Raw genomic sequence first — 19,944 nt, 5'->3', positions numbered from 1 at the left:
AATTTTGGGACAGGCACCAACCAAATAGGAGGTCTTTATTTTGAAATCGTTGGATGAATTGACGAAAATTCGCGCCGCGGCGCTGGACCAATCCCGGGATGACAAAAAAATCCTGGTCAGGATTGGCATGGCGACTTGTGGTATTACGGCAGGCGCGAGACAGACGCTGACCAGGCTTTTGGATCTCATGGCGCAGGATCGCAACACCCATATTCAAATCGTTCAGACGAGCTGTATGGGAGACTGTGACAAAGAGCCAATTCTCGAAGTTGTGGATCTGAATGGGAAAACCACAAGGTATGAGCGAGTCGGTATTCAGGAAGTCGAGAGACTCTATTACGACGTCCTGAGAACCCCGGGCGCACAAACTGTCACCAAAAGAACAAAAACGGTCAGTCTTGAAGGCGGAGAGGGCTCGGGAAAAACGACGCTTCTCGCCATGCTTCAGGATTACTATACAAAGACAGGCAAGGACGTCATGATCACCAGAGAACCCGGCGGCGTCAGAATTGCCGAAAAGATCCGAGAGATCATCCTCGACATAGAACACACTGAAATGGACGTGAGGACCGAAGCGCTGCTTTACGCAGCGGCCAGGCGCCAGCATCTGACTCAGAAGGTGTTGCCGGAACTGGGCAGGCGGGACCTGGTACTCTTCGACCGCTTCGTAGACTCCTCCGTTGTCTACCAAGGCTATGTGCGGGGGATCGGCATGGATGAGGTGTACGAGCTCAATCGCTTTGCCACTGAGGATTTTCTGCCGGACTTGACCATCTATCTGGATATCGACCCCGCTGAGGGCCTGAAGCGCGTCTATGGGGACTCCGGCCGGGAGATCAACCGGTTGGACCTCGAAGCAGCCGAATTTCACGTCAAAGTGCGGGAAGGCTACAGGATTATGCTGTCAGAGCACTCAGAGCGGATGATCGAGGTGGACGCTTCAAGGCCCATCGAAGCCGTTTTCGAAGACGTGAAAAATCTCTTGGACAATTTGATGAAACAGGATTAGAAACCGTGAAAAAAGCAACAAATCATGATATAATAAAACCGATCGTTAAAAAGTTAACTTTCTTATCCCACAACGGGCAGGTGAATAGTTGACAGCGCCTTCAAAGCTGTTGAAGCAGCGCTTCAGGACATACGACCAGGAGGTTCTTATGCAGATCGGAACATTGGTAGAATTGCTGGGCGGCAAGATCATTGTCGGAGAACAATATTCAGACAAAAAAATCGATTTCGCCTTCAGTTCCGACTTGATGAGCGACGTACTCGCCTTTGTGTCGGAACACGCACAGGACTGTGTCCTGCTGACCGGACTCACGAACAACCAGGTCATACGTACCGCAGAAATGCTCGATTTGAGCGCAATCGTTTTCGTCAGAGGCAAGTGCCCGCCGATGGAAGTGGTCGAGCTCGCCGAGGAAAATGACATGGTTTTGATCTCAACACCCCACACCTTATACGCTACATCTGGCATATTGTATGGCCAGGGGCTCGAAGGCGTACCTCTGTAAACCGGTAGTTCTACATACTCAGTACAAGCGCGCATCAACCAGTGAGGTGAGACGCTATGAGCAAAGCCTTGGAAATGGACCGTGCCTCGGCAGTAATGGCCTATGATTACGATGTGATGAAAGAAGATTTTGCCCATGCCGGCTCGGCATCGAGTGATATCAAAAAAAAGTGTCGTGAGATCGGCCTGGATAAAGAAATCATCCGCCGCATCGCGGTTATGACTTATGAAGCAGAAATTAACATTGTCATCCACTCAGAGGGCGGCGTCATCACGGTGATGCTGATGAGTGACCGGATTGAAATATGGGCCGTGGATAAAGGTCCGGGGATTGAAGATGTGGAACTTGCCATGACGGCGGGCTATTCCACAGCCAAAACATCTGCCCGTGAAATGGGCTTTGGCGCCGGAATGGGACTTCCGAACATGAAAAAATGCTGCGACGAGTTCGTCATCGAGTCGGCAAAAGGTGAGTCGACGCGCATTAAAATGGTCATTCGACTTTAGGGCTGGAGGTAACTATGGAGAAGTTTTTGCACTCCGTCATACTGGAGCGGGATTACTGCAATGGCTGCACGTATTGTCTCGACAGGTGCCCCACTCAAGCAATCCGAGTGCGCGACGGCAAAGCGGAGATCATGACGGAACGCTGTATTGACTGCGGCATGTGTATCAAAGTCTGTCCTTACCATGCCAAAGGCGCGCAATCCGACTCGCTTGAGATGCTTAAGAAATTCAAATACAATGTCGCCTTACCGGCCATTTCGATCTACGGCCAGTTTGGTTTGGAATACGACATGAACAAGGTGCTGAATGGTTTCTATCAGCTCGGTTTTGACTTTGTCTTTGACGTTGCCTACGCCGCGGATTTGATCACTCAGATTCAGAAGAAGCGCGTAGAAGAGGACGGGCATGTCAAGCCGTTGATATCTGTTTATTGTCCGGCCGTCATACGCCTGATTCAAATGCGTTTTCCAACCCTGATCGATCACATCAGCCAGTTGGAATCGCCAAGTGAAGTCGCCGCGAGGATTGCCAGAAAGAAAATTGAAGAAATGACGGGTCTTGCCCAGGAGGACATTGGTGTCTTTTACCTGACGGAATGTCCGGCTAAGATTACGAGTATTCGAAAGCCCATCGGCATTGAAAAGTCTCAGATCAATGGCGCCATCTCCCTGGAAGCGATTTATACAAAAATACTGCGGATGTATGACGACATTGAGGTCGTTCAGCAGATTTCGAAGTGCAGCGGCAAAGGGGTCGGCTGGGGCATGGTGGGCGGTCAGAGTTATGCGATGGGTGCCGAGGACTATCTTGCGGTCGACGGGATTGACGAAGTCATCAAAGTCCTGGAGCAGCTGGAGCTTGGAAAGTTGAACGACATCGACTTCTTCGAGGGGTACGCCTGCGTCACAGGTTGTGTCGGTGGGCCGCTGAATCCCGAGAATCCTTTTATTGCGAAGGGCCGGATCAGAAGACTATCGGCCAAATATCCTCAAGAGGTCTCGATGGAGGCATTTGGTGAGATCACGGAAGACATGCTGGAGTGGGATGAGGAAATTGAGCCACTCCCGGTCATGAAGCTGGACGCGGACTTCAAAACCGCGCTTGAGAAGTTGTCGCGCATTGAGGCGCTGTATCACATGCTGCCGGGAATTGACTGCGGCGCATGCGGCGCACCGACTTGCCGGGCACTTGCAGAAGATATTGTTATGGGCAGGGCAGATTTAGCCGATTGTGTCGTTCGTAAGAACAATGAACGAAAATATAATTTGACAGAGGAGAGGTGACTTTTTTGAAAATCTCAGAACTTGAAAAAATTGAAGGTTTTCGGGTCTATGCTGTGGGCGACGAATCTCAAGTGATCACGGGGCTGTATTGCAGTGATCTGCTCAGCTGGGTAATGGCGAAGGGCAAAGCGGGCAATGCATGGATTACAGTACAGACGCATCAGAATGTCCTCGCTGTGGCTTCTTTGCTTGAATTTTCATGCATTATCCTTCCGGATGGACTGACCATGGAACAAGCAGTACTTGATAAAGCAGTTGAAGAAAACATCGCAGTTGTGGGGTCGGACCTGGATGCTTACGGCATCTTTAAGGTGCTTTACGAAGCCGGTCTAAGATAATGCTGCTGTACTATGACCTGCACATGCATACGTGCCTGTCGCCGTGCGGTGAAGAGGAAATGACGCCGAACAACGTCGTCAACATGGCCATGATCAAAGGCCTCGATATTTTGGCGATCGCAGATCACAACCACTGCGGCAACGTTCGCTCGGCTATGGTAGTCGCTGCCAAGCGCGACATGCTGCTGGTGCCGGCCATGGAGCTCCAGACTTTGGAAGACGTTCATGTGCTCTGTTTGTTTCGGCGGGTGGAGGATCTGGAGGCGTTTTTTGAAATCGTAGACGGTGCCATGCTGAAATTGCCAAATCGCCCAGAGCGCTTCGGTCATCAGCTGCTCTTGGATGCTCAGGATGAGCCGGTCGGAGAAGTGGCCCATACCTTGATCACCTCCTGTCAGCTCAGCCTCAGCGACGCCGTGGCACATGTCAGACGGTTGGGCGGAGTGCCCGTCCCGGCTCATGTAAACCGAAGCTCCAACAGCCTGTTGTCCAACCTGGGCTTTATCCCTCAGGGAGAAGCTTTCACGACCCTGGAAGTCACAGCAGGATCAAAAGGTGATCAATTTCTTGAAGCACACCCGGAACTGGCCGCCTTTAGAATTTTGAGGAATTCGGACGCGCACCAGCTGATCGATCTTTCAGAGCGAGAAAACGTCATTGAGCTTCGAGAACGGACTTTGGACTGCTTGATTGACACCTTGTCTACCCCACTGATGAAAAAGGAGTAACATTTATGCGAGAGCTTTCGCTGCACATTCTGGATATCGCGCAGAACTCAATAGTCGCAGAAGCGGCAACCCTCAGGATTGTCATTATCGAGGCGAGAAAAGAGGACCGGCTGACCATCAAGATTAAGGACGATGGTCGCGGGATGGATGAGGAAACGGTCTGCAAAGTCGTCGATCCGTTTTATACGACGAGAACCACACGCAAGGTTGGTCTTGGAATTCCTATGTTTAAACTGAACGCAGAGGGGTGCGACGGTTCATTCGAGCTGAAATCTGAACTGGGAGTCGGCACAGAGCTGATCGCAAACTTCAGGCTCAGCCACATTGACCGGGTGCCATTGGGCAACCTGACGGACACCATAGTCACCATAGCCCTCGGAAGTCCAAAGACGGACCTCATTCTGACGCATTACGTGGATGACCAGAAATTTTCGCTCAGCACCAGAGAAATCAGGCGGATGCTGGGGGACGACGTACCCCTCGACAATATAGATGTGGTGCGCTGGCTTCGTGAGTATGTTCACGAAAATATTGCGGCGATTGGGAGCGAGGCGGTTTATTGATGTTGAATCCGAGGGCTTTCAAGAAAGCGGGGCTCATCCTGATCCTGCTGACGATCCTCATTTCGGTTGTGACATCCAGACTGGGATTGTCCGGTTATGTTCGTCTTGCGCTGCTGACCTTTGGCTTTGGTGCAGGGTTTATCCTGATTGTGGTCGCAGGTGTCCTGCCGCCTGGGGAGTAACTGCGTGTTGGCACGTGGATGCCTTTGTGCGGTGACGCCTGTTTTTTACGCTGGCGCCCATGATTTAAAATCATTATCGTTTATAAGAATGGATAAGAAATTTCAATGCCGGAAATCACGAGTTCCGGGTTATACTGTTAACAGGCGTCCGGCATAGGTGCCGGACGTTTTCGTTTAGCAGGGGTGAGCATTGTATGAAATTCGACTTGCATATACATGAATCAAAACATAGTAAAGACAGTCGGCTGGATCTCGAACAAATTGTTCTGGAGGCTAAAGCACATGGACTGGATGGCATCGCGGTTACGGACCACGATGTTTTGGGGCTGCGGTCTCAAGCCAGATTTTTAAGTGCCCGTCATGACTTGATGATTTTTGTCGGTGTCGAGGTGTCTACATCACGGGGCGATATCCTGGTGTTTGGCGTGGATGAATTGCCTCCAGCGGAGGGATCCAACAAGTTGGATCCTCAGGTCCTTATTGATTATGTGAATGATCACGGCGGGGCGACCATAGCTGCGCATCCGTTTCGTGATAACGGGCGTGGGCTGGGAAATTCAATGTTTGAACTTTCTGGCTTAACAGCCATTGAAGGCTACAATGGGCGAACACTATTCGAGCACAATGCTAAGGCGTTTGAAGCGGCCATGAAGCTCGGTTTGCCTGTCACGGGTGGCAGCGATGCCCATGTGCCTGGTGAAGTAGGCGCTTATGCGACGCAAGTGGAGGCAGCAGTGCATTCGGAGAGAGACTTGATACGCGCTCTTAAACTTGGTCAGTGTCATCCTGTTTCTCAGAAGTCGCTGCCGGTTGTGCCGGCTGCAGGAATGGACGAAGTTATTGCGGTGTAAGCTTTCGGCGATTTGAATGAATTGAATAATGATAAAAGGCCTGCTGAAGAATGAGTGATAAGTCATTCTTCAGCAGGCCTTTTTGGCTTTCGTGTGGGAAAATATGGATTGTGGAAGGCGGTGTCAGACCCCCGCTTCCTGGGAAGGAAACGGGGGTCTGACACCGCCTTCCACATCTCTTTATTGCTTCTAAGCGGCAACTTTCTTCTGATAATTGGCTATAATGCTGGTCGCATGGCCCATTGGGCAGACTTGACACCAGCTGCGGGGTTGATAGAAAAGGCCAAGCATGAGTCCAACCGCAAGGGATGCCGCCATAAAGCGAAACAGTGCCATGCCGATGGCTTGTATAGAGTCATGGTTATGGGAGAGGGATATAGTGAGCATAATGACCATGAGACTTAATAAGGCGTTTTTAAACATTGTGGTACGCATGAACACCGGCAGTGAATTCCTCAAGCTGACACGCTGAAGAAATTTCCCGAAGAGTGAACCTCGAGGGCAATAATGAGAGCAGTGAATTTTACCATGACCCCTTAAGGCGTGGATCATAGGGACGGTCATGCAAAGAACGGCACCGAGGCCGAAACGCAGATCAAGGACAGAGAGCGCAAGAAAGACTATCATGATGATCCAGGACCATGCCATATGAGATTTCTTCTTTGGTTTATGATGGGATTCTTTTGGAGTGCTTGCTGTAGGCTGCTTAAATGGAATGACTTTTTGGACCATGCTGATTTACCTCCGTCTTATCTTTGATGTCTGTTTGATTAATTTTAGCATCCCATACCCCTACGGGCGGGGGTGTGTTGGGCACATGTGATACTATACCGAAAGTAAGGTAGGATGTCAATTGATTCTGATCAAAAAAATGAATAAAAAATACAAAATACAATATTTAGTTTTAAGCATCACCTAAAAATTAATGAGGCGGAAGTGACATTAGACTGCAACACTAACTGATTAGAAAGTTCTTGACGAAATGATAAAATATGGTAATCTAATAGTACGACAAAAGGTATAAAATGTAAATAAGTGATGAAATTACCATTCTTGAGAAAGCAGGCGATTTCAGTGACCGAATCCATCCATTCTCTTTATAAAAGGATCATGACCGGCGTTTCCGGTAATAGTGGGATGCTGACGGTTGAGGCAGCGATCCTTATTCCCACAGCATTAATACTGTCAATATTGATTATTATGGTGATGCTTTTTGAGTTCCAGTCGATCTTAATGGTGGCAGGCGTGCACCAATACGGGATTATCGAAATTCATGAGGTGGAGACGCAGCGTTTGGACTTGAAAAATGGTCTGAAAGTGGCTGGATCCGTTGAAATGAGTCCGTCATTTGAAGTGGAAGGCGTGGCTGGAATTCGCACTTTAAAGTTAAATGCGATTTTGGATCCGGACCAACGCTGGCTGAAGAAACTGAGACCTATCAAGGTCCGGTCCTTTCACCTCAGATTGCCGGTGAATCTGTTGGTCTATGGGATGTATCAACTACAACCTGACATGAAGTCGGAAGAATAAGGCAATTTCGGATAGGTTATACTGATCATCCTGGTTTGAATGGGGGAAAGGCATGGCCAACGCTCAAATACAAAATCACAAGCGAAGTCTTAACTGTCAAAACAGGCGGCACTGCGATCCGGCTATTTCATTAGGGGAAAAGGGTGCCGTAACTTTGTTTGTGCTGCTAATGACCATGACGCTCACCATGCTCTTTGCAGCATTGGTTTCTTTTGGGACTAAACAGACGAGGCATGCGGAAATGCTCAGGACGCTGGAACTGACGGGGCAGTCGATTCTTCATACTTACGACCGGCGTCTATTGGAGGCCTACAGTTTGTTGGCGGTGGATCTTGAATGTGTGGAACCATCGGCCTACCTCTCTGGGCCTTCCGGACCGAATCTGAGTTGGAAACGGCCGGGAAGAAGGTGGACCTTTGAGCCGCGCCGCAGCCTTGATCAGCCGGCATATTTTATAGAGGCAGTGCGGCAGGCGGTTGCGGCGGGCGTTGCGGATGAGGTGCTGAACGGTTTTGTTGGAGGGCTTTCGGGAGTTCCGGTGTTGGGGAAGAGCGAAGAGGGGCTTTTGGAGGAAAATACTTCAGGTGCCAATTTTGAAGCGCATTTGAGTGGCACAGAGGAAGAGAGATCCAACGCTGATGATAGTGACGAGTCAGAAGTGACTAAAGAGCCGGAGAAATTGACGGAAGCGACACAGGCGGAGCGAGAACTTGCAGCTAAAGGCATCCGGTGGATCCGAAAAATTGGAAATACTGAAGAAGCCGGAGGGGTTCAAGATCCTCAGAACCAGGACCAGGACCAGGACCAAACTCAGGACCAAACTCAGGATCAAACAATGGAGTCGGAATTGCAGGCTAAACTGGTCAGTCGCGATTACCTTGGTCCAAGAGCGGCCTTGTCGCCTTCAGACCGCGTGCCATTTCTTTTCTATGTCGCCCATCACTTCAGGCATTGGGTTGCTGACAGTCGGGCTGCCTTTTATATCACGACGCCGCAGCCGTCATTCTTCAAGGCTGAGCTGGAGTACATCCTATATGGTTATGATGATGAGGCCTTCAATAAGGCCAGAGCTTTTTCCGAGATTTACTTAATGCGGCTGGCGGGCAATGTGGCCCATGTCTCCGCCTGCAGTGAAAAACAGGAAGTGATCGGAGCAGTGGCGGGGGCGGTTAATGCTGTCACAGGCGTTCCGGCTCTGATTACCTCATCGGCACTCGCTCTGACTTGGGGTATGGCAGAGAGCAGGAGTGATTTTTTGCGGCTGCTAAACGGCGAAATGCTGCCTTGGGTGCATGTCACAGATGAAGCTTGGCGCACCCGGTTTGGTGATGGCGGCGACGAGGCGGCCGCTGCCACTCGTGACGCGCTGAAGCAAGATGACCCGACCCTGGCAGACTATGGAGACCACTTAATCGCTCTGCTTGCGGCAAAAGCAACAACAAGCCATGTGCTGCGGGTCATGGACTTGATTTTGATTGGAGATGGCGAGAATGGGATCGACCTCAGTCGCAGGGCGACGAGGTTTGCCATCCATGTTGAACCGGATGGCGGACTTCCGGGGGTGATCTGGGAAGATGGCTATGGATTGGATTAAGGGGTGGCGTGACCGCTGGCCGGACTGTTGGCTTAATCGCGGGCTTAACTGCGTGTTTAACCGCGTGCTCTACCGTGGACTTAACCGCAAAGGGGTGCTGACAGTTGAAGCCTCCATTGCGATTCCCCTGCTGTTGATGATGGGGTTGGGACTCGCTCAGTATCTGGGACATCTCAGAGCGGCAGAGGTTACCCGGCAGGCGTTTCATAACACCTGTATGCAGATTTCAGTCCAGGATCCGGCTGCGCTTCACTCGCCTGGGGGCACGAGTCTTGCTATGGCTGCCAATCTGGCGGCGGTTGATTATAAGGTGGAGCTTCAATATCTTTACCTTCGTGAGGATGACAAGGGGAATTTTGTAGCAAAACTTTACTGGGTACGCCGGGTTCCGATCATTGGCTATGTGGTGACCAGCTTTGAAAAGACCGGGCGTTCAATTTACAAGGCGAACGACCGACCCGGTGCCAGCGAGAGCTCAAATAAAGTGTCAGCTTTAGTCTTCGTCACCAACACTGGATCGAAATACCATGAAGCAGACTGCTTTCATCTCAGAAAATCCCGTCGTGAACTATTGCAGGACGAGGCAGAGCTTCAAGGCTACGAAGCCTGCGCACATTGTATATTGGAGGTACCGCTGTTTGAAAAAAAATAAGGATTTACGCCTGATGAACAAACCTGTGCCTGTCCAGGAGGATGTTGCGAAAGGGAGCAGCTGCAGTGTATACTGCGTACGCAGCTTGGAAGGACGCGGCAAGCGCTGTATTAAGAGGTATGACAAGCCGGTGAGTCAGACTTATTTGAAACTGCTGGATTTGATGCGGGCGCCAAGAGGTATGAATGTGCCGGTGGTGTTTCATTGGTCGGTTTCGGGACATCTTGGGGAAGAACTCCTGGTCGAAGAAGAATGGATTGAGGGGATGACCCTGAGGGCGATTATGTCCGCGACACCCCATATGGCTGTTTTGAATGCCATGAAGTGGTCGATTCAGCTCGCGACAACCCTTAGTCGTCTCCATGGAATCTATGGTTTTATTCACCATGATCTCAAGCCTGAGAATGTCATTATTGACCACTTTGAAGACGCTGTGCTGATTGATTTCGACTCAGCCAGGCCACTGGTGACGGTGGGGCGTAAGGTTTCTACGGCAAAGGCTGATGCGGAAAGGATTGGGGAAGGTACCGGGATCAAAGGCACCAAGGGCTATGCCCCGCCTGAAGCTAAGCTGTTTCCGGAAAGTTGTGATGCTGCGGTGGATTTATACAGTTTCGGGCGGATGTTTTTGGAAATCGCAGCCCTTGAGCCTCACTCCTTCAGCCCCGGTTTCTACGACGTGATGCGCCGGTGCACGCGGATCGAGTCAGCGTCGAGAATTGAAAGTGCCGTTGGGCTGCGTGAAGCGCTGATCAATCTGATCGGTGAAGGATAAACAATGGTCTCAGATCGAAAAAGTCAGATTACAAAAAATCGGATTACAAAAAATCAATATTTTAAGCCGTATAAAATTATTGCGACGTATAAATTATTTGTATATAATGAAAGCGAAAATAACCGATGGCCGTTCGCAGTACACTAATGGACTATGAGGAGGATATTATGGATCCCAGAATTGATCAATTGGCGAAAAATCTTGTGCAGTATTCCTGCCATGTACAACCTGGAGAAAAGGTGCTGATCCAAAGTGTAGGAGAAAGTCCCAAGCCTTTGGTCAGAGCCTTGGTTCGTGAGGTATACGCAGCAGGCGGACATCCTTTTGTGGAGCTCAAGGATCCTGTCCTCACCCGTGAAATAGTCATGCAGGGCGACGAAGCGCTCTACAAACTCTGGGAAGAGGTCGATCTCTATAAAATGCGCCAGATGGATGCCTATATTGGGATCTCCGGCGCGGATAACGTGAATGAAATGGCAGATGTGCCAAGTGCGAAAATGCGCCTCTATATGGAAAAATATCTCTCAAATCTGACCAATGAACGCGTCAACAATACCAAATGGGTTGTGCTGCGCTATCCGAACAGCTCAATGGCCCAACTTGCCTCAACGAGTCTTGAGCAATTCGAAGCATTTTATTTCGACGTCTGCAATCTCGATTATGGGAAGATGTCTAAAGCGATGGATGCTTTGGTTGAACGGCTTGATAAGACCCGTGAAATCAGAATAGTTGGTCAGGGAACGGATTTGTCCTTTTCAATCGGTGAAATCCCTGTTATTAAATGTGCCGGCGAAAACAACATACCGGACGGAGAAGTCTTTACGGCGCCTGTTAAAGACTCGGTCAACGGCGTTATATCTTACAATTGCCCTGCCGTCTACAATGGATTCACTTATGAAAACATTATCCTCAGGTTTGAAAATGGAAAAATTGTCGAGGCGACCGCCAATGACACTGAAAAGATCAATCAAGTCTTTGATACGGATGAAGGCGCCCGCTATGTGGGTGAATTTGCGATCGGGGTCAATCCGTATATCCTCAAACCTATGAAAGACACTTTGTTTGACGAAAAAATCATGGGCAGCTTCCACTTTACACCGGGCAGGGCTTATGAGGACGCTTCCAACGGCAATGCCTCCGCCATTCACTGGGATTTGGTCTGCATTCAAACTCCTGAATATGGTGGCGGGGAAATGTATTTCGACGGCGAATTGGTTCGTAAAGATGGCCGTTTCATAGCAGCGGATTTGGAAGTGCTGAATCCTGAGAATTTGAAGTAAATTTTGATCACACCGAAACGACTCACATGACGGATGCTCTGGTAAACGGGGCATCCGTTTTTGTAGATGGAAAAAGGTGTCTGACACCAATTTCCTCTTCACTGAGTTTTAACTTCAAGCCCACGCCGATGGTCGGATATGATACAATAAGATTTAAGATTGTTAAACGCGTGTTATTCGGAGGATCAATAATGGTTAGATCGCTGCTGACGACATTTTTTAAAATTGGATTATTCACTTTTGGCGGCGGTTACGCCATGATTCCACTGATTGAGGAGGAAATCGTCCGGAAAAAGGCTTGGATGACGGATGAAGAAATTATGGATATCATCAGCGTTGCCCAGAGCCTGCCAGGACCAATTGCTGTCAATATGGCTGCTTTTATTGGATACAGACTCAGGAATCTGCGTGGCGCGCTCATGGCCTCATTGGGCGTTATTCTGCCGTCTTTTCTGATTATTGTGATCATAGCGCACTTGCTGATTAATGCGAACATCGCTGACAAGATCGAACCGGTCTTCAGCGGGCTGATGCCTGCCATCGCGGTTATGATCCTGATTTCGGCTTACCGGCTAGGGACAAAGGTATGGTGGACAAGGCGGAACAAGGTAATATTCGGGCTGGCGGCTGTTTTGCTGATTGTCGCCGGCGTTCATCCGATCCTCGTCATCGCCGGCGGGATAGCCGTTGGACTGTTTTTCAACCGCATGTTTCAGCCTTTTGACAGCCCGCCTGCTGCTGTAAACACTGACAAAAAACAAGTCGGTGTGCTGGGTGTTGAAGACAGGGGGGGCAGCAAGTGAATCTGACTTTGATTTTGCAAATGACGCTGACCTTTCTTAAAATTGGCGCTTTCAGCTTTGGCGGTGGATACGCCATCCTGCCTGTGATCCGGCATGAGGTGGTCGGGATTCATCACTGGCTGACAGATCGTGAATTTCTTAATATTTTGTCCATCTCACAGGTGACACCGGGGCCGGTCGCCATCAATACCTCGACTTATGTCGGGTATAAAATGGGTGGCCTGCCTGGATCGATGGCGGCAACCATTGCAGTGGTCGTTGCCTGCATCACCTTGTCAATCCTGCTGGCGGGAAGGCTCTACCCGTACAGGGAGCACCGTCTGATTCGAAGTGTCTTTGGCGCCCTTCGTCCCATTGTGATCGCGCTGATTCTCAGCGCAGCGGTTTCTACGGGAGTGACGGTGGAATGGGACTTTCGTTCAGTGACCATCGGCGCAATAGCTTTTCTGCTGCTGACTCGCGTGAAGGTCAAAGTTACATGGGTGATGGGCATTTCGGGGCTGCTCGGGGCCGTGTTTTATGGACTGATGGGCTAAGTGTTGGAGGCGTGGTGTATGAAACGTTGGGTGATGGTGATTATAATCTTGCTGCTCTTGGTGTCGTCCTCGGCAGCGGGTTATTGGTATTTCAAGTACAATGAGCTCTCCGGACGCTATGCGGAGACGTTTTATCGATCCCTTGTGACGGTGGACGATCAAGTCATTCCAAGCGGCATGACCTATCTTGAGCATGAGGGGCGGCTGTTTCTGGATATCAGAATCGTGCAGGGCTGGCTGGATGAGGGCGCTTATGTCAGCCCCTCGGGAGAACGCCTTTACCTGAAATTTGACGCGCTCGGGTTCAAGTCGGGGGATCCGGCGACGGACCTTTTTCTGAGCAAATCCCTGGAGACGCTGAGTCTTCCAATCTATGCGGCGGAAGATCAAAACTATATCGAACTGGAAGCGTTGTCCCGTTTGTTTCGGATGTACTGGACGCGCAACCTCGAAACGGGGATTATTAATATTGTGACCCATCGCGCTGAAGTGGTGAACGTGAAGGTGGCGAAGAAGACCTTTGCGACTTTGGATGGCGTTAAAACCTTTGAAATTATGACAAATGAGAATCTGACTGCCGTGAAGTCAGATGATGGGCATTTAAGTGTGGTTCATCCGGACGGTCGAATTGGGCTTATCGATGCCTCTGCGGTGTCGAGTATTCTGGAGGCAGATGTGCTTCCCCAGGTGGCGGCGCCGGGTGACCGAATCGTTCTGGAGAGAATCATCGCGGCCTGGGACCAGGTACATCGTTATGACCACAATTTCAACTTCAATGCGGCCGATGGTTCTGGTGTCGGTAATGTGATCATGCCAACCTGGTTCGACCTGAATGTCGACGGTATTGTGCTGAACCTGACGGATATGGCCTATGTCCTCAGCGCACAAGAGGCAGGCTGGCAGGTCTGGGGCCTCTACGCCAACCATTTCAGCCCCGCGTGGACCTCTGAAATGCTGCGGAGTGAAGCTTTGACGGATCGGACCATCGCCCATGTGGTCGCCTATTCTGTGGCGTTCGGGCTGGATGGGATCAACATAGACTTCGAAAATATGTATTTGAAGGATCAGGACCTTTTCACAGCTTATGTGGAAAAATTGTCTGATGCGCTGAAGCGGGTTGGGAAATGGGTTTCCGTTGATGTCACTGTACCGGAGGGGAGCGACCAATGGTCCAAGGTTTACGATCGTGAGGCGCTGTCTGGAGCGGTCGATTATATGTTCTTGATGGCTTACGACGAACACTGGGCGTCCAGTTCAAAGGCAGGCTCTGTGGCTTCCCGCGACTGGGTTGTGACGGGCATTGAAAAAAGTCTCGCTCTGATCCCGCGGGAGAAGCTGATCTTGGGCATGCCGCTGTATACCCGCATCTGGGAAGAGTCAGGCGCTTCGAAGAAGGTGAGCTCATCAACATTGAGTTATCTGAGGTCGGAGGAATGGCTGATGAATAAAAATTTAACGCCGGTGTACGACCCTAAGACGGGACAAAATTTTGTTGAATATCTGGCCGGTGCTTCGAAGTTTAAAGTTTGGCTGGAAGATGAAACCTCTTTGACTATGAGGCTTGATCTAATGGAACAATACAAACTTCCGGGGTTGGGTTTATGGTCTGTGGATTTTGCGAGTGAAGAGGTATGGGAGATTATAAAAAGCCGTTGAAGGGTATAATACGAAGGTCAGCGATAGGCGACTGAGGTCACGGCAGTAATGAACGACGACTGGGCTGAGCCCTAATGAAGAATTGGATGAGGTGATCCTGTGGACTTTTATGAGATGCTTGGACGATATTATGATGTGATCTTCCCGACCAATGAGAAGCATTTAACTTACCTAAAAAGCATGCTGCCTGAGCGTGGCCGGGTTCTGGATGTGGGTTGTGCAACGGGTACTTATGCGATTCCGCTCGCAAGACTTGGATATGAGGTGTGTGCATTTGATACCGACTCACCTATGGTCGAACAGCTGGTCTCGAAAACGGAAAATGATGATAAGCCTCCCAGAGCGTTGGTCTATGATATGCGGCGCTTGTCGGATCTGAATGTTGGCGCTTTTGACCTGATTTATTCCATAGGAAACACCATTGTTCATCTGGATACGCTTGACGAAGTCAATAAGCTGATGAAGGATTGCTATGAAAAACTTAATGACGGGGGCTCGGTTGTCATTCAAACGGTCAATTATGACCGCGTACTGGACCGTAATGAACTTTCGCTGCCGTTGATTGACCGACAGGAAGGCCGCGTGCGATTCCACAGGTCTTATGAAATTAAAGATGCGCATATTGTTTTTAACGGGCAGCTGGAAATTGAAGGTGAGGGAAAACTCGAAGCCTCGACGATTCTTTTGCCAATTGTTTCAAAGGATCTCGCAGGCGCTCTTGAAGCGGCTGGATTTAAGACTATCAAACTCCTAGGCGGTTTTGACGGATCGGAGTATACATCGGAGAGTCCGGCCATAATCGCTGTCGCAACTCGATGAGTTTATGTTAAAAGTGATCAAATAAATAACTATACAAGTTATACAAATGTCGCCTTCGTTTTCGGAGGCGGCATTTTATTTTATAAAATATATTTAATGGGACGTAAACTTGCAAGAAGAAAACGAGGATGCAAGATTTCTGTTTTGTACTTGTAAAAAAACATTGATAAATGGCTAATTCAATGGAATTTGGGGTTGCAAAATGAAAGTTTGGTGATTATAATATTCATTAATAGTTCGAGACATACCAATGTGATATCAAAAACAACTCAGGGATGATGAACTAAAACAAAAACAGGTTTGCAGGAATATACAGGTAGAGATTCATAACTGAGAATGGCGTCAGGTCTGAATGGGTTTGGTGCTGGGATGAAGCAGTCTGGCATAATGTGCTGAATCACTTGTAAGCTGGTGAATGCAAGGGTTCGAAAGATCCAGGAAAAACAGCACAGGTATAAAAAAACAAAAATACGAATAATATAACTTGTTTTATAATGACTGGTTTGAAATCTTTATTTAGATAAAAGAAAAATATATTTCATTTGTTTTCGCAAAATGAAAGTTGTAAAATGCAAACTTGCAAAAATAGATAAAAAATATAAATTAATATCAAAAAAAGTATTGCAAAATGAAAGATCATCCCTTATAATAATCACAAGAGGTTAAGCAATACATAAAAAACTTAAGGAGGGCATTATGGATAAATACTTAAGCAAAGATCAATGGAACGTGGAAGTATGCAAACGTTGTGGAGATGAAAAGAAAGTTAACCGCTTTGGTGTATGCGAAACTTGCGATCATGAAATTGATAACGATTATGCAGGGATCTACGGCTACAAAGAGATGGAAAACTAATAGATCATAATCATTGACTAGGAGGAAAAAATATGGAGAAATATATAAGCAAAGATCAATGGACATTAGAAACCTGCAAGCGCTGCGGAGATGAGAAGAAAGTCAATCGTTTTGGTGTTTGCGATTCATGTGAGCACGAAATCGATAATGATTATGCTGGTCTCTACGGTTACAAGGAGATGGAAAACTAAAATGATTCAGCCTGAGCCCAGAAACTGAGCGCCCTCGTCGAAGAAAAAGTCGACCGGGGCGCATTTTTTATTTTATAAAATGTATAGCTTGCAAAACAAGATTCTTTTTGGAGTTAAAAATGCAAGTTAAACGTTATGTATTTGCAAAAATACATAGTAAAATTGAGCTTTCACTGAAAAAAGGGGTTGTAAAATGAAAGATTACCTCATATAATAATCACAAAGAGAATAATTGTATACAATTATTCGATAAGGGAGGAAAACAATATGGAGAAGTACATCAGCAAAGATCAATGGAAAGTAGAAACTTGCAAGCGCTGTGGAGATGAAAAGAAAGTCAATCGTTTTGGTGTTTGTGACGCATGCGATCACGAAATCGACAATGATTATGCTGGTCTCTACGGTTACAAGGAGATGGAAAATTAAAATGTGCCAATCTGGCCCCAGAAGTTAAACGCCTTTGTCGCTTATCATGACAAAGGCGTTTGGTGTTTTTTGAGATGTTTCAGCCTTTTACTACGGCCAGGGTTTTCATTCTCTTGACGGGTTCGATCAGATCGAGCTCATTTTTTATGACATCATCTATGTCCTTATAAGCCAGCCGGGACTCCTCGCCGAGATCCCCTTTTTTGACTTTTCCGAGGACAACATTTTGATGTTCCAAATCTTTCAGCGTCTCCTGAAGTGAATATCGCTTCTTCGCTTCATGGCGGCTCATCCTGCGCCCGGCGCCGTGAGAACAGGAATTAAAGCTCTCGGTGCTGCCTTTTCCGCGGACCAGATAGGAATAGCTGCCCATGGCGCCGGGGATGATGCCTGTTTCGTCCTTCATAACCCGAATAGCGCCTTTCCGGTGGACCCAGAGCGCTTGACCATCATGGCGTTCGTGGCTGGCGTAATTGTGATGACAATGGTGGTGCGCCAGAATCTCAAATGTGTGCTTTGACAAGCGCGGCGCCAGCGCCTTTTCAACGATGCCGCAGACCCTTTCCATCATAACTTCGCGGTTTTCGTGGGCGAAGTCAAGGGCAAACTGCATCCAGCGGATGTAAGCCTGACCTTCCGGAGTGTCAACAGGGAGATAGGCCAGATCCCACTTTGAGGGAATGGACGGCTGCAATCGGCCGCTCAATGATTTTGCCAGTTTGTTGTAGTGGGTACACAACGTATGGCCCACATTTCTGGAACCCGAATGAACCATCAGGCAAAGATAGCCCTCGTCATCTTCCTGCAGTTCAATAAAATGGTTGCCTCCGCCTAAAGTCCCGACCTGAAAGCAAGCCCGCTCGAGTTCCTGAACTAATACTTGTTCAAAGTCTTGGATTTTAATACCTGAGAGGACTTTCTCAAATCTGTCCGCTGCCTGACAAGGCTGCTTATGCTTATGATGTTCAAAGCCGGTAGGAATCGCCCGCAGGATTTCGTTGACGATGACTTCCAAAAGTCGAGTGTCTGTGCTGTCCTTAAAAACTTCAGCAACTTTGACGGAGGTTTGTTCAAAAACTACACCACAGCCTATATCGACGCCAACCGCATTCGGGATAATGACCTCCCGCGCAGCCAGTACACCGCCAATAGGCATGCCATAACCGCTGTGGGTATCCGGCATTAAGGCAATCCAACCATGGGCAAAGGGCAGATTTGAGAGATTTCTGGCCTGTTCCAGACAGACGGGTTCCAGTTCTCCGGCATTATCGAGCCAGACTTTTATAGGGAGTTTTTGGCGGTTGGGGTCAAAAAGGGTGAACATGATGTGCCTCCTTTAGGAATGCGTGAGATCTTCTATACAATCTTATCATAACACTGCTCCTTCTGTAACAAAGCCACAAACATCAAAGGTCTGGCTTGATACGGTGAACACCTGCTCAAGGAGAATTCCCATACGCGATTTAATTCAGATTTAGCGGGGTATAAACGACTATGTGTCCTCCACTGTACCTATTTTTCAGGAAATCTGGCATAGACAGCAGGCGGATGTAAATTTTTTCACTTCAAGTCGTTTAATAAAAAGCAAAAACACTCGACTTATAGTGAAGTTTTTACTATAATTGTCCCGGAAGATTAACTATTCAAAGGAGGTTGAAAAATGGCCAAGGCCCTTATCATCGGAGCTGGTGGTGTCGCCCAAGTCGTTGTTCACAAATGTTGTCAAAATCCTGACGTATTCGAGGAAATCTGCATAGCAAGCAGAACCAAGTCAAAATGCGACGCTTTAAAAGAGAAGCTCGACGGCGGAAAGACCAAAATTCAGACGGCTCAAGTCGACGCGGATAAAACTGAAGAAGTGATTGAGCTTATTAAACAGTTCGGTCCGGATATTGTTATCAACGTTGCGCTGCCGTACCAGGATCTGACCATCATGGACGCATGTCTCGCTACAGGCGTCGACTACCTGGATACCGCGAACTATGAGCCGCTCGATACGGCGAAATTCGAATATAAATGGCAGTGGGCTTACAGAGAGCGCTTTGAAAAGGCAGGGATCACTGCACTGCTCGGCAGCGGTTTTGATCCGGGTGTTTCCGGCGTCTTCTGCGCTTACGCTCAGAAGCACTACTTTGACGAGATTCACACTATTGATATTCTGGATGCAAACGGCGGAGACCATGGCTATCCATTTGCCACGAACTTCAATCCGGAGATCAACATCCGTGAAATCACAGCGAATGGCCGTTATTGGGAGAAGGGCGAGTTCATCGAGACGCCGCCGCTCTCCGTCAAGAAGGTTTACAACTTTGACGGCATTGGGGAAAAAGACATCTATCTCCTCTATCATGAGGAGCTGGAATCCCTTGCGCTCAATATCAAAGGCATCAAGAAGATCCGTTTCTGGATGACGTTCTCTCAAAACTACCTGACTCACCTCAAAGTTCTTGAAAATGTTGGCATGACGTCTATAGAGCCTATGATGTATGAGGGCAGAGAGATTGTGCCGCTTCAATTCCTGAAGGCGCTCCTTCCGGATCCTGCGTCCCTTGGACCAAGAACGAAGGGCAAGACGAACATCGGCTGCGTCATTCAAGGCATTAAAGACGGTCAGCCGCGTACGTACTATGTTTACAACATGTGCGACCACCAGGAAGCTTACAGGGAAGTAGGTTCACAGGCCATTTCCTATACGACAGGCGTTCCTGCCATGATTGGTGCCATGATGATTCTGAAAGGGCTTTGGAAGAAGCCGGGCGTCTACAACGTCGAAGAGTTCGATCCGGATCCGTTCATGGAAGAGCTCAATAAGCAGGGGCTGCCATGGCATGAAAGCTTTGAGCCGGTCCTGCTCGACTGATC

At 48.6% G+C, this 19,944-nt stretch carries 24 protein-coding genes; 22 read left to right on the top strand and 2 right to left on the bottom strand.

All coding sequences use genetic code 11. The features are described from left to right. Positions 1-40: 40 nt before the first annotated feature. The 9 genes from tmk to AC4PHM_RS09760 all read left to right on the top strand — a co-directional run bounded on the left by tmk (position 41) and on the right by AC4PHM_RS09760 (position 5,965). A complete protein-coding gene (tmk, locus tag AC4PHM_RS09800; RefSeq protein ID WP_492017631.1) occupies positions 41-1,009 on the top strand; it encodes a dTMP kinase in 969 nt (322 codons plus the stop codon). A 148-nt stretch (positions 1,010-1,157) separates the two neighbouring features. After that, positions 1,158-1,514 (top strand): DRTGG domain-containing protein, encoded by a 357-nt coding sequence (locus tag AC4PHM_RS09795; RefSeq protein WP_291403875.1) that lies wholly within the window; start codon positions 1,158-1,160, stop codon positions 1,512-1,514. Between the two features lie 56 nt (positions 1,515-1,570). Next, a complete protein-coding gene (locus AC4PHM_RS09790; RefSeq protein WP_291403873.1) occupies positions 1,571-2,020 on the top strand; it encodes an ATP-binding protein in 450 nt (149 codons plus the stop codon). Positions 2,021-2,034: 14 nt separating this feature from the next. Beyond that, positions 2,035-3,303: a [Fe-Fe] hydrogenase large subunit C-terminal domain-containing protein gene (locus AC4PHM_RS09785; RefSeq protein ID WP_492017630.1), complete on the top strand. Its 1,269-nt coding sequence runs from the start codon at positions 2,035-2,037 to the stop codon at positions 3,301-3,303. A 5-nt stretch (positions 3,304-3,308) separates the two neighbouring features. Next, a complete protein-coding gene (locus tag AC4PHM_RS09780; protein ID WP_492017629.1) occupies positions 3,309-3,641 on the top strand; it encodes an AraC family transcriptional regulator in 333 nt (110 codons plus the stop codon). Further along, entirely contained in the window at positions 3,641-4,369 is a 729-nt protein-coding gene (locus AC4PHM_RS09775; protein WP_492017628.1) for a hypothetical protein, read from the top strand. The genes AC4PHM_RS09780 and AC4PHM_RS09775 overlap by 1 nt, the downstream gene beginning before the upstream one ends. Positions 4,370-4,374: 5 nt before the next feature. Beyond that, complete coding sequence (locus AC4PHM_RS09770; RefSeq protein WP_492017627.1) at positions 4,375-4,932, top strand: ATP-binding protein; 558 nt, start codon at positions 4,375-4,377, stop codon at positions 4,930-4,932. Further along, positions 4,932-5,114, top strand: a complete 183-nt coding sequence (locus tag AC4PHM_RS09765; protein ID WP_492017626.1) for a hypothetical protein — start codon at positions 4,932-4,934, stop codon at positions 5,112-5,114. The genes AC4PHM_RS09770 and AC4PHM_RS09765 overlap by 1 nt, the downstream gene beginning before the upstream one ends. A gap of 194 nt (positions 5,115-5,308) precedes the next feature. Next, positions 5,309-5,965, top strand: a complete 657-nt coding sequence (locus AC4PHM_RS09760) for a PHP domain-containing protein (RefSeq protein WP_492017625.1) — start codon at positions 5,309-5,311, stop codon at positions 5,963-5,965. Between the two features lie 189 nt (positions 5,966-6,154). Here AC4PHM_RS09760 and AC4PHM_RS09755 read toward each other — a convergent pair whose 3' ends face one another. Beyond that, a complete protein-coding gene (locus AC4PHM_RS09755; RefSeq protein ID WP_492017624.1) occupies positions 6,155-6,697 on the bottom strand; it encodes a 4Fe-4S binding protein in 543 nt (180 codons plus the stop codon). A 342-nt stretch (positions 6,698-7,039) separates the two neighbouring features. Here AC4PHM_RS09755 and AC4PHM_RS09750 point away from each other — a divergent pair, with 342 nt between their 5' ends. The 12 genes from AC4PHM_RS09750 (at position 7,040) to AC4PHM_RS09695 (ending at position 17,082) form a co-directional block, all read left to right on the top strand. Then, positions 7,040-7,495, top strand: coding sequence for a hypothetical protein (locus AC4PHM_RS09750; protein WP_492017623.1), 456 nt, complete (start codon positions 7,040-7,042; stop codon positions 7,493-7,495). A 52-nt stretch (positions 7,496-7,547) separates the two neighbouring features. Next, on the top strand, positions 7,548-9,089 hold the full coding sequence (locus tag AC4PHM_RS09745) for a DUF5702 domain-containing protein (RefSeq protein WP_492017622.1): 1,542 nt from the start codon (positions 7,548-7,550) through the stop codon (positions 9,087-9,089). Next, a complete protein-coding gene (locus AC4PHM_RS09740; protein ID WP_492017621.1) occupies positions 9,076-9,741 on the top strand; it encodes a hypothetical protein in 666 nt (221 codons plus the stop codon). Before AC4PHM_RS09745 ends, AC4PHM_RS09740 begins: the two co-directional genes overlap by 14 nt. Continuing rightward, positions 9,728-10,516, top strand: coding sequence for a protein kinase domain-containing protein (locus AC4PHM_RS09735; protein ID WP_492017620.1), 789 nt, complete (start codon positions 9,728-9,730; stop codon positions 10,514-10,516). The genes AC4PHM_RS09740 and AC4PHM_RS09735 overlap by 14 nt, the downstream gene beginning before the upstream one ends. A 167-nt stretch (positions 10,517-10,683) precedes the next feature. Continuing rightward, on the top strand, positions 10,684-11,796 hold the full coding sequence (locus AC4PHM_RS09730) for an aminopeptidase (RefSeq protein WP_492017619.1): 1,113 nt from the start codon (positions 10,684-10,686) through the stop codon (positions 11,794-11,796). A 191-nt stretch (positions 11,797-11,987) separates the two neighbouring features. Then, the gene (locus AC4PHM_RS09725) at positions 11,988-12,599 is read left to right on the top strand and encodes a chromate transporter (protein WP_492017618.1); all 612 of its coding nucleotides are present in this window, start codon (positions 11,988-11,990) and stop codon (positions 12,597-12,599) included. Beyond that, the gene (locus AC4PHM_RS09720) at positions 12,596-13,135 is read left to right on the top strand and encodes a chromate transporter (protein WP_492017617.1); all 540 of its coding nucleotides are present in this window, start codon (positions 12,596-12,598) and stop codon (positions 13,133-13,135) included. Before AC4PHM_RS09725 ends, AC4PHM_RS09720 begins: the two co-directional genes overlap by 4 nt. A gap of 18 nt (positions 13,136-13,153) precedes the next feature. Further along, positions 13,154-14,791 carry a glycosyl hydrolase family 18 protein gene (locus AC4PHM_RS09715; RefSeq protein ID WP_492017616.1) on the top strand — a complete coding sequence of 546 codons (1,638 nt, stop codon included), beginning with the start codon at positions 13,154-13,156 and terminating at the stop codon, positions 14,789-14,791. A 99-nt stretch (positions 14,792-14,890) separates the two neighbouring features. After that, the gene (locus tag AC4PHM_RS09710; protein ID WP_492017615.1) at positions 14,891-15,610 is read left to right on the top strand and encodes a class I SAM-dependent methyltransferase; all 720 of its coding nucleotides are present in this window, start codon (positions 14,891-14,893) and stop codon (positions 15,608-15,610) included. A gap of 696 nt (positions 15,611-16,306) precedes the next feature. Continuing rightward, positions 16,307-16,465 carry a hypothetical protein gene (locus tag AC4PHM_RS09705; RefSeq protein ID WP_291403842.1) on the top strand — a complete coding sequence of 53 codons (159 nt, stop codon included), beginning with the start codon at positions 16,307-16,309 and terminating at the stop codon, positions 16,463-16,465. A 32-nt stretch (positions 16,466-16,497) separates the two neighbouring features. Then, positions 16,498-16,656, top strand: coding sequence for a hypothetical protein (locus AC4PHM_RS09700; protein ID WP_492017614.1), 159 nt, complete (start codon positions 16,498-16,500; stop codon positions 16,654-16,656). Positions 16,657-16,923: 267 nt separating this feature from the next. Continuing rightward, a complete protein-coding gene (locus tag AC4PHM_RS09695; RefSeq protein WP_492017613.1) occupies positions 16,924-17,082 on the top strand; it encodes a hypothetical protein in 159 nt (52 codons plus the stop codon). Positions 17,083-17,161: 79 nt separating this feature from the next. On the opposite strand, the gene AC4PHM_RS09690 is transcribed toward AC4PHM_RS09695, so the two are convergent. Beyond that, a complete protein-coding gene (locus tag AC4PHM_RS09690) occupies positions 17,162-18,406 on the bottom strand; it encodes an RtcB family protein (RefSeq protein WP_492017612.1) in 1,245 nt (414 codons plus the stop codon). 336 nt (positions 18,407-18,742) lie between these two features. Between AC4PHM_RS09690 and AC4PHM_RS09685 the strand changes: the two genes are divergently transcribed. Continuing rightward, positions 18,743-19,942, top strand: coding sequence for a saccharopine dehydrogenase family protein (locus tag AC4PHM_RS09685; RefSeq protein WP_492017611.1), 1,200 nt, complete (start codon positions 18,743-18,745; stop codon positions 19,940-19,942). Positions 19,943-19,944 lie beyond the last annotated feature (2 nt).

Source organism: Acidaminobacter sp. QWL-03, assembly GCF_058683855.1.
Note: the sequence above shows the minus strand (reverse complement) of the source record. Positions and strands in the feature narration are given on the sequence as shown.

What these genes read in the sequence shown, in the direction of transcription:
- AC4PHM_RS09705 (WP_291403842.1), top strand. Translation starts at nt 16,307, where the DNA reads ATGGATAAATACTTAAGCAAAGATCAATGGAACGTGGAAGTATGCAAA.
- AC4PHM_RS09760 (WP_492017625.1), top strand. Translation starts at nt 5,309, where the DNA reads ATGAAATTCGACTTGCATATACATGAATCAAAACATAGTAAAGACAGT.
- AC4PHM_RS09725 (WP_492017618.1), top strand. Translation starts at nt 11,988, where the DNA reads ATGGTTAGATCGCTGCTGACGACATTTTTTAAAATTGGATTATTCACT.
- AC4PHM_RS09715 (WP_492017616.1), top strand. Translation starts at nt 13,154, where the DNA reads ATGAAACGTTGGGTGATGGTGATTATAATCTTGCTGCTCTTGGTGTCG.
- AC4PHM_RS09765 (WP_492017626.1), top strand. Translation starts at nt 4,932, where the DNA reads ATGTTGAATCCGAGGGCTTTCAAGAAAGCGGGGCTCATCCTGATCCTG.
- AC4PHM_RS09785 (WP_492017630.1), top strand. Translation starts at nt 2,035, where the DNA reads ATGGAGAAGTTTTTGCACTCCGTCATACTGGAGCGGGATTACTGCAAT.
- AC4PHM_RS09775 (WP_492017628.1), top strand. Translation starts at nt 3,641, where the DNA reads ATGCTGCTGTACTATGACCTGCACATGCATACGTGCCTGTCGCCGTGC.
- AC4PHM_RS09730 (WP_492017619.1), top strand. Translation starts at nt 10,684, where the DNA reads ATGGATCCCAGAATTGATCAATTGGCGAAAAATCTTGTGCAGTATTCC.
- AC4PHM_RS09790 (WP_291403873.1), top strand. Translation starts at nt 1,571, where the DNA reads ATGAGCAAAGCCTTGGAAATGGACCGTGCCTCGGCAGTAATGGCCTAT.
- AC4PHM_RS09695 (WP_492017613.1), top strand. Translation starts at nt 16,924, where the DNA reads ATGGAGAAGTACATCAGCAAAGATCAATGGAAAGTAGAAACTTGCAAG.
- AC4PHM_RS09795 (WP_291403875.1), top strand. Translation starts at nt 1,158, where the DNA reads ATGCAGATCGGAACATTGGTAGAATTGCTGGGCGGCAAGATCATTGTC.
- AC4PHM_RS09770 (WP_492017627.1), top strand. Translation starts at nt 4,375, where the DNA reads ATGCGAGAGCTTTCGCTGCACATTCTGGATATCGCGCAGAACTCAATA.
- AC4PHM_RS09740 (WP_492017621.1), top strand. Translation starts at nt 9,076, where the DNA reads ATGGATTGGATTAAGGGGTGGCGTGACCGCTGGCCGGACTGTTGGCTT.
- AC4PHM_RS09685 (WP_492017611.1), top strand. Translation starts at nt 18,743, where the DNA reads ATGGCCAAGGCCCTTATCATCGGAGCTGGTGGTGTCGCCCAAGTCGTT.
- AC4PHM_RS09690 (WP_492017612.1), bottom strand. Translation starts at nt 18,406, where the DNA reads ATGTTCACCCTTTTTGACCCCAACCGCCAAAAACTCCCTATAAAAGTC.
- AC4PHM_RS09755 (WP_492017624.1), bottom strand. Translation starts at nt 6,697, where the DNA reads ATGGTCCAAAAAGTCATTCCATTTAAGCAGCCTACAGCAAGCACTCCA.
- AC4PHM_RS09745 (WP_492017622.1), top strand. Translation starts at nt 7,548, where the DNA reads ATGGCCAACGCTCAAATACAAAATCACAAGCGAAGTCTTAACTGTCAA.
- AC4PHM_RS09700 (WP_492017614.1), top strand. Translation starts at nt 16,498, where the DNA reads ATGGAGAAATATATAAGCAAAGATCAATGGACATTAGAAACCTGCAAG.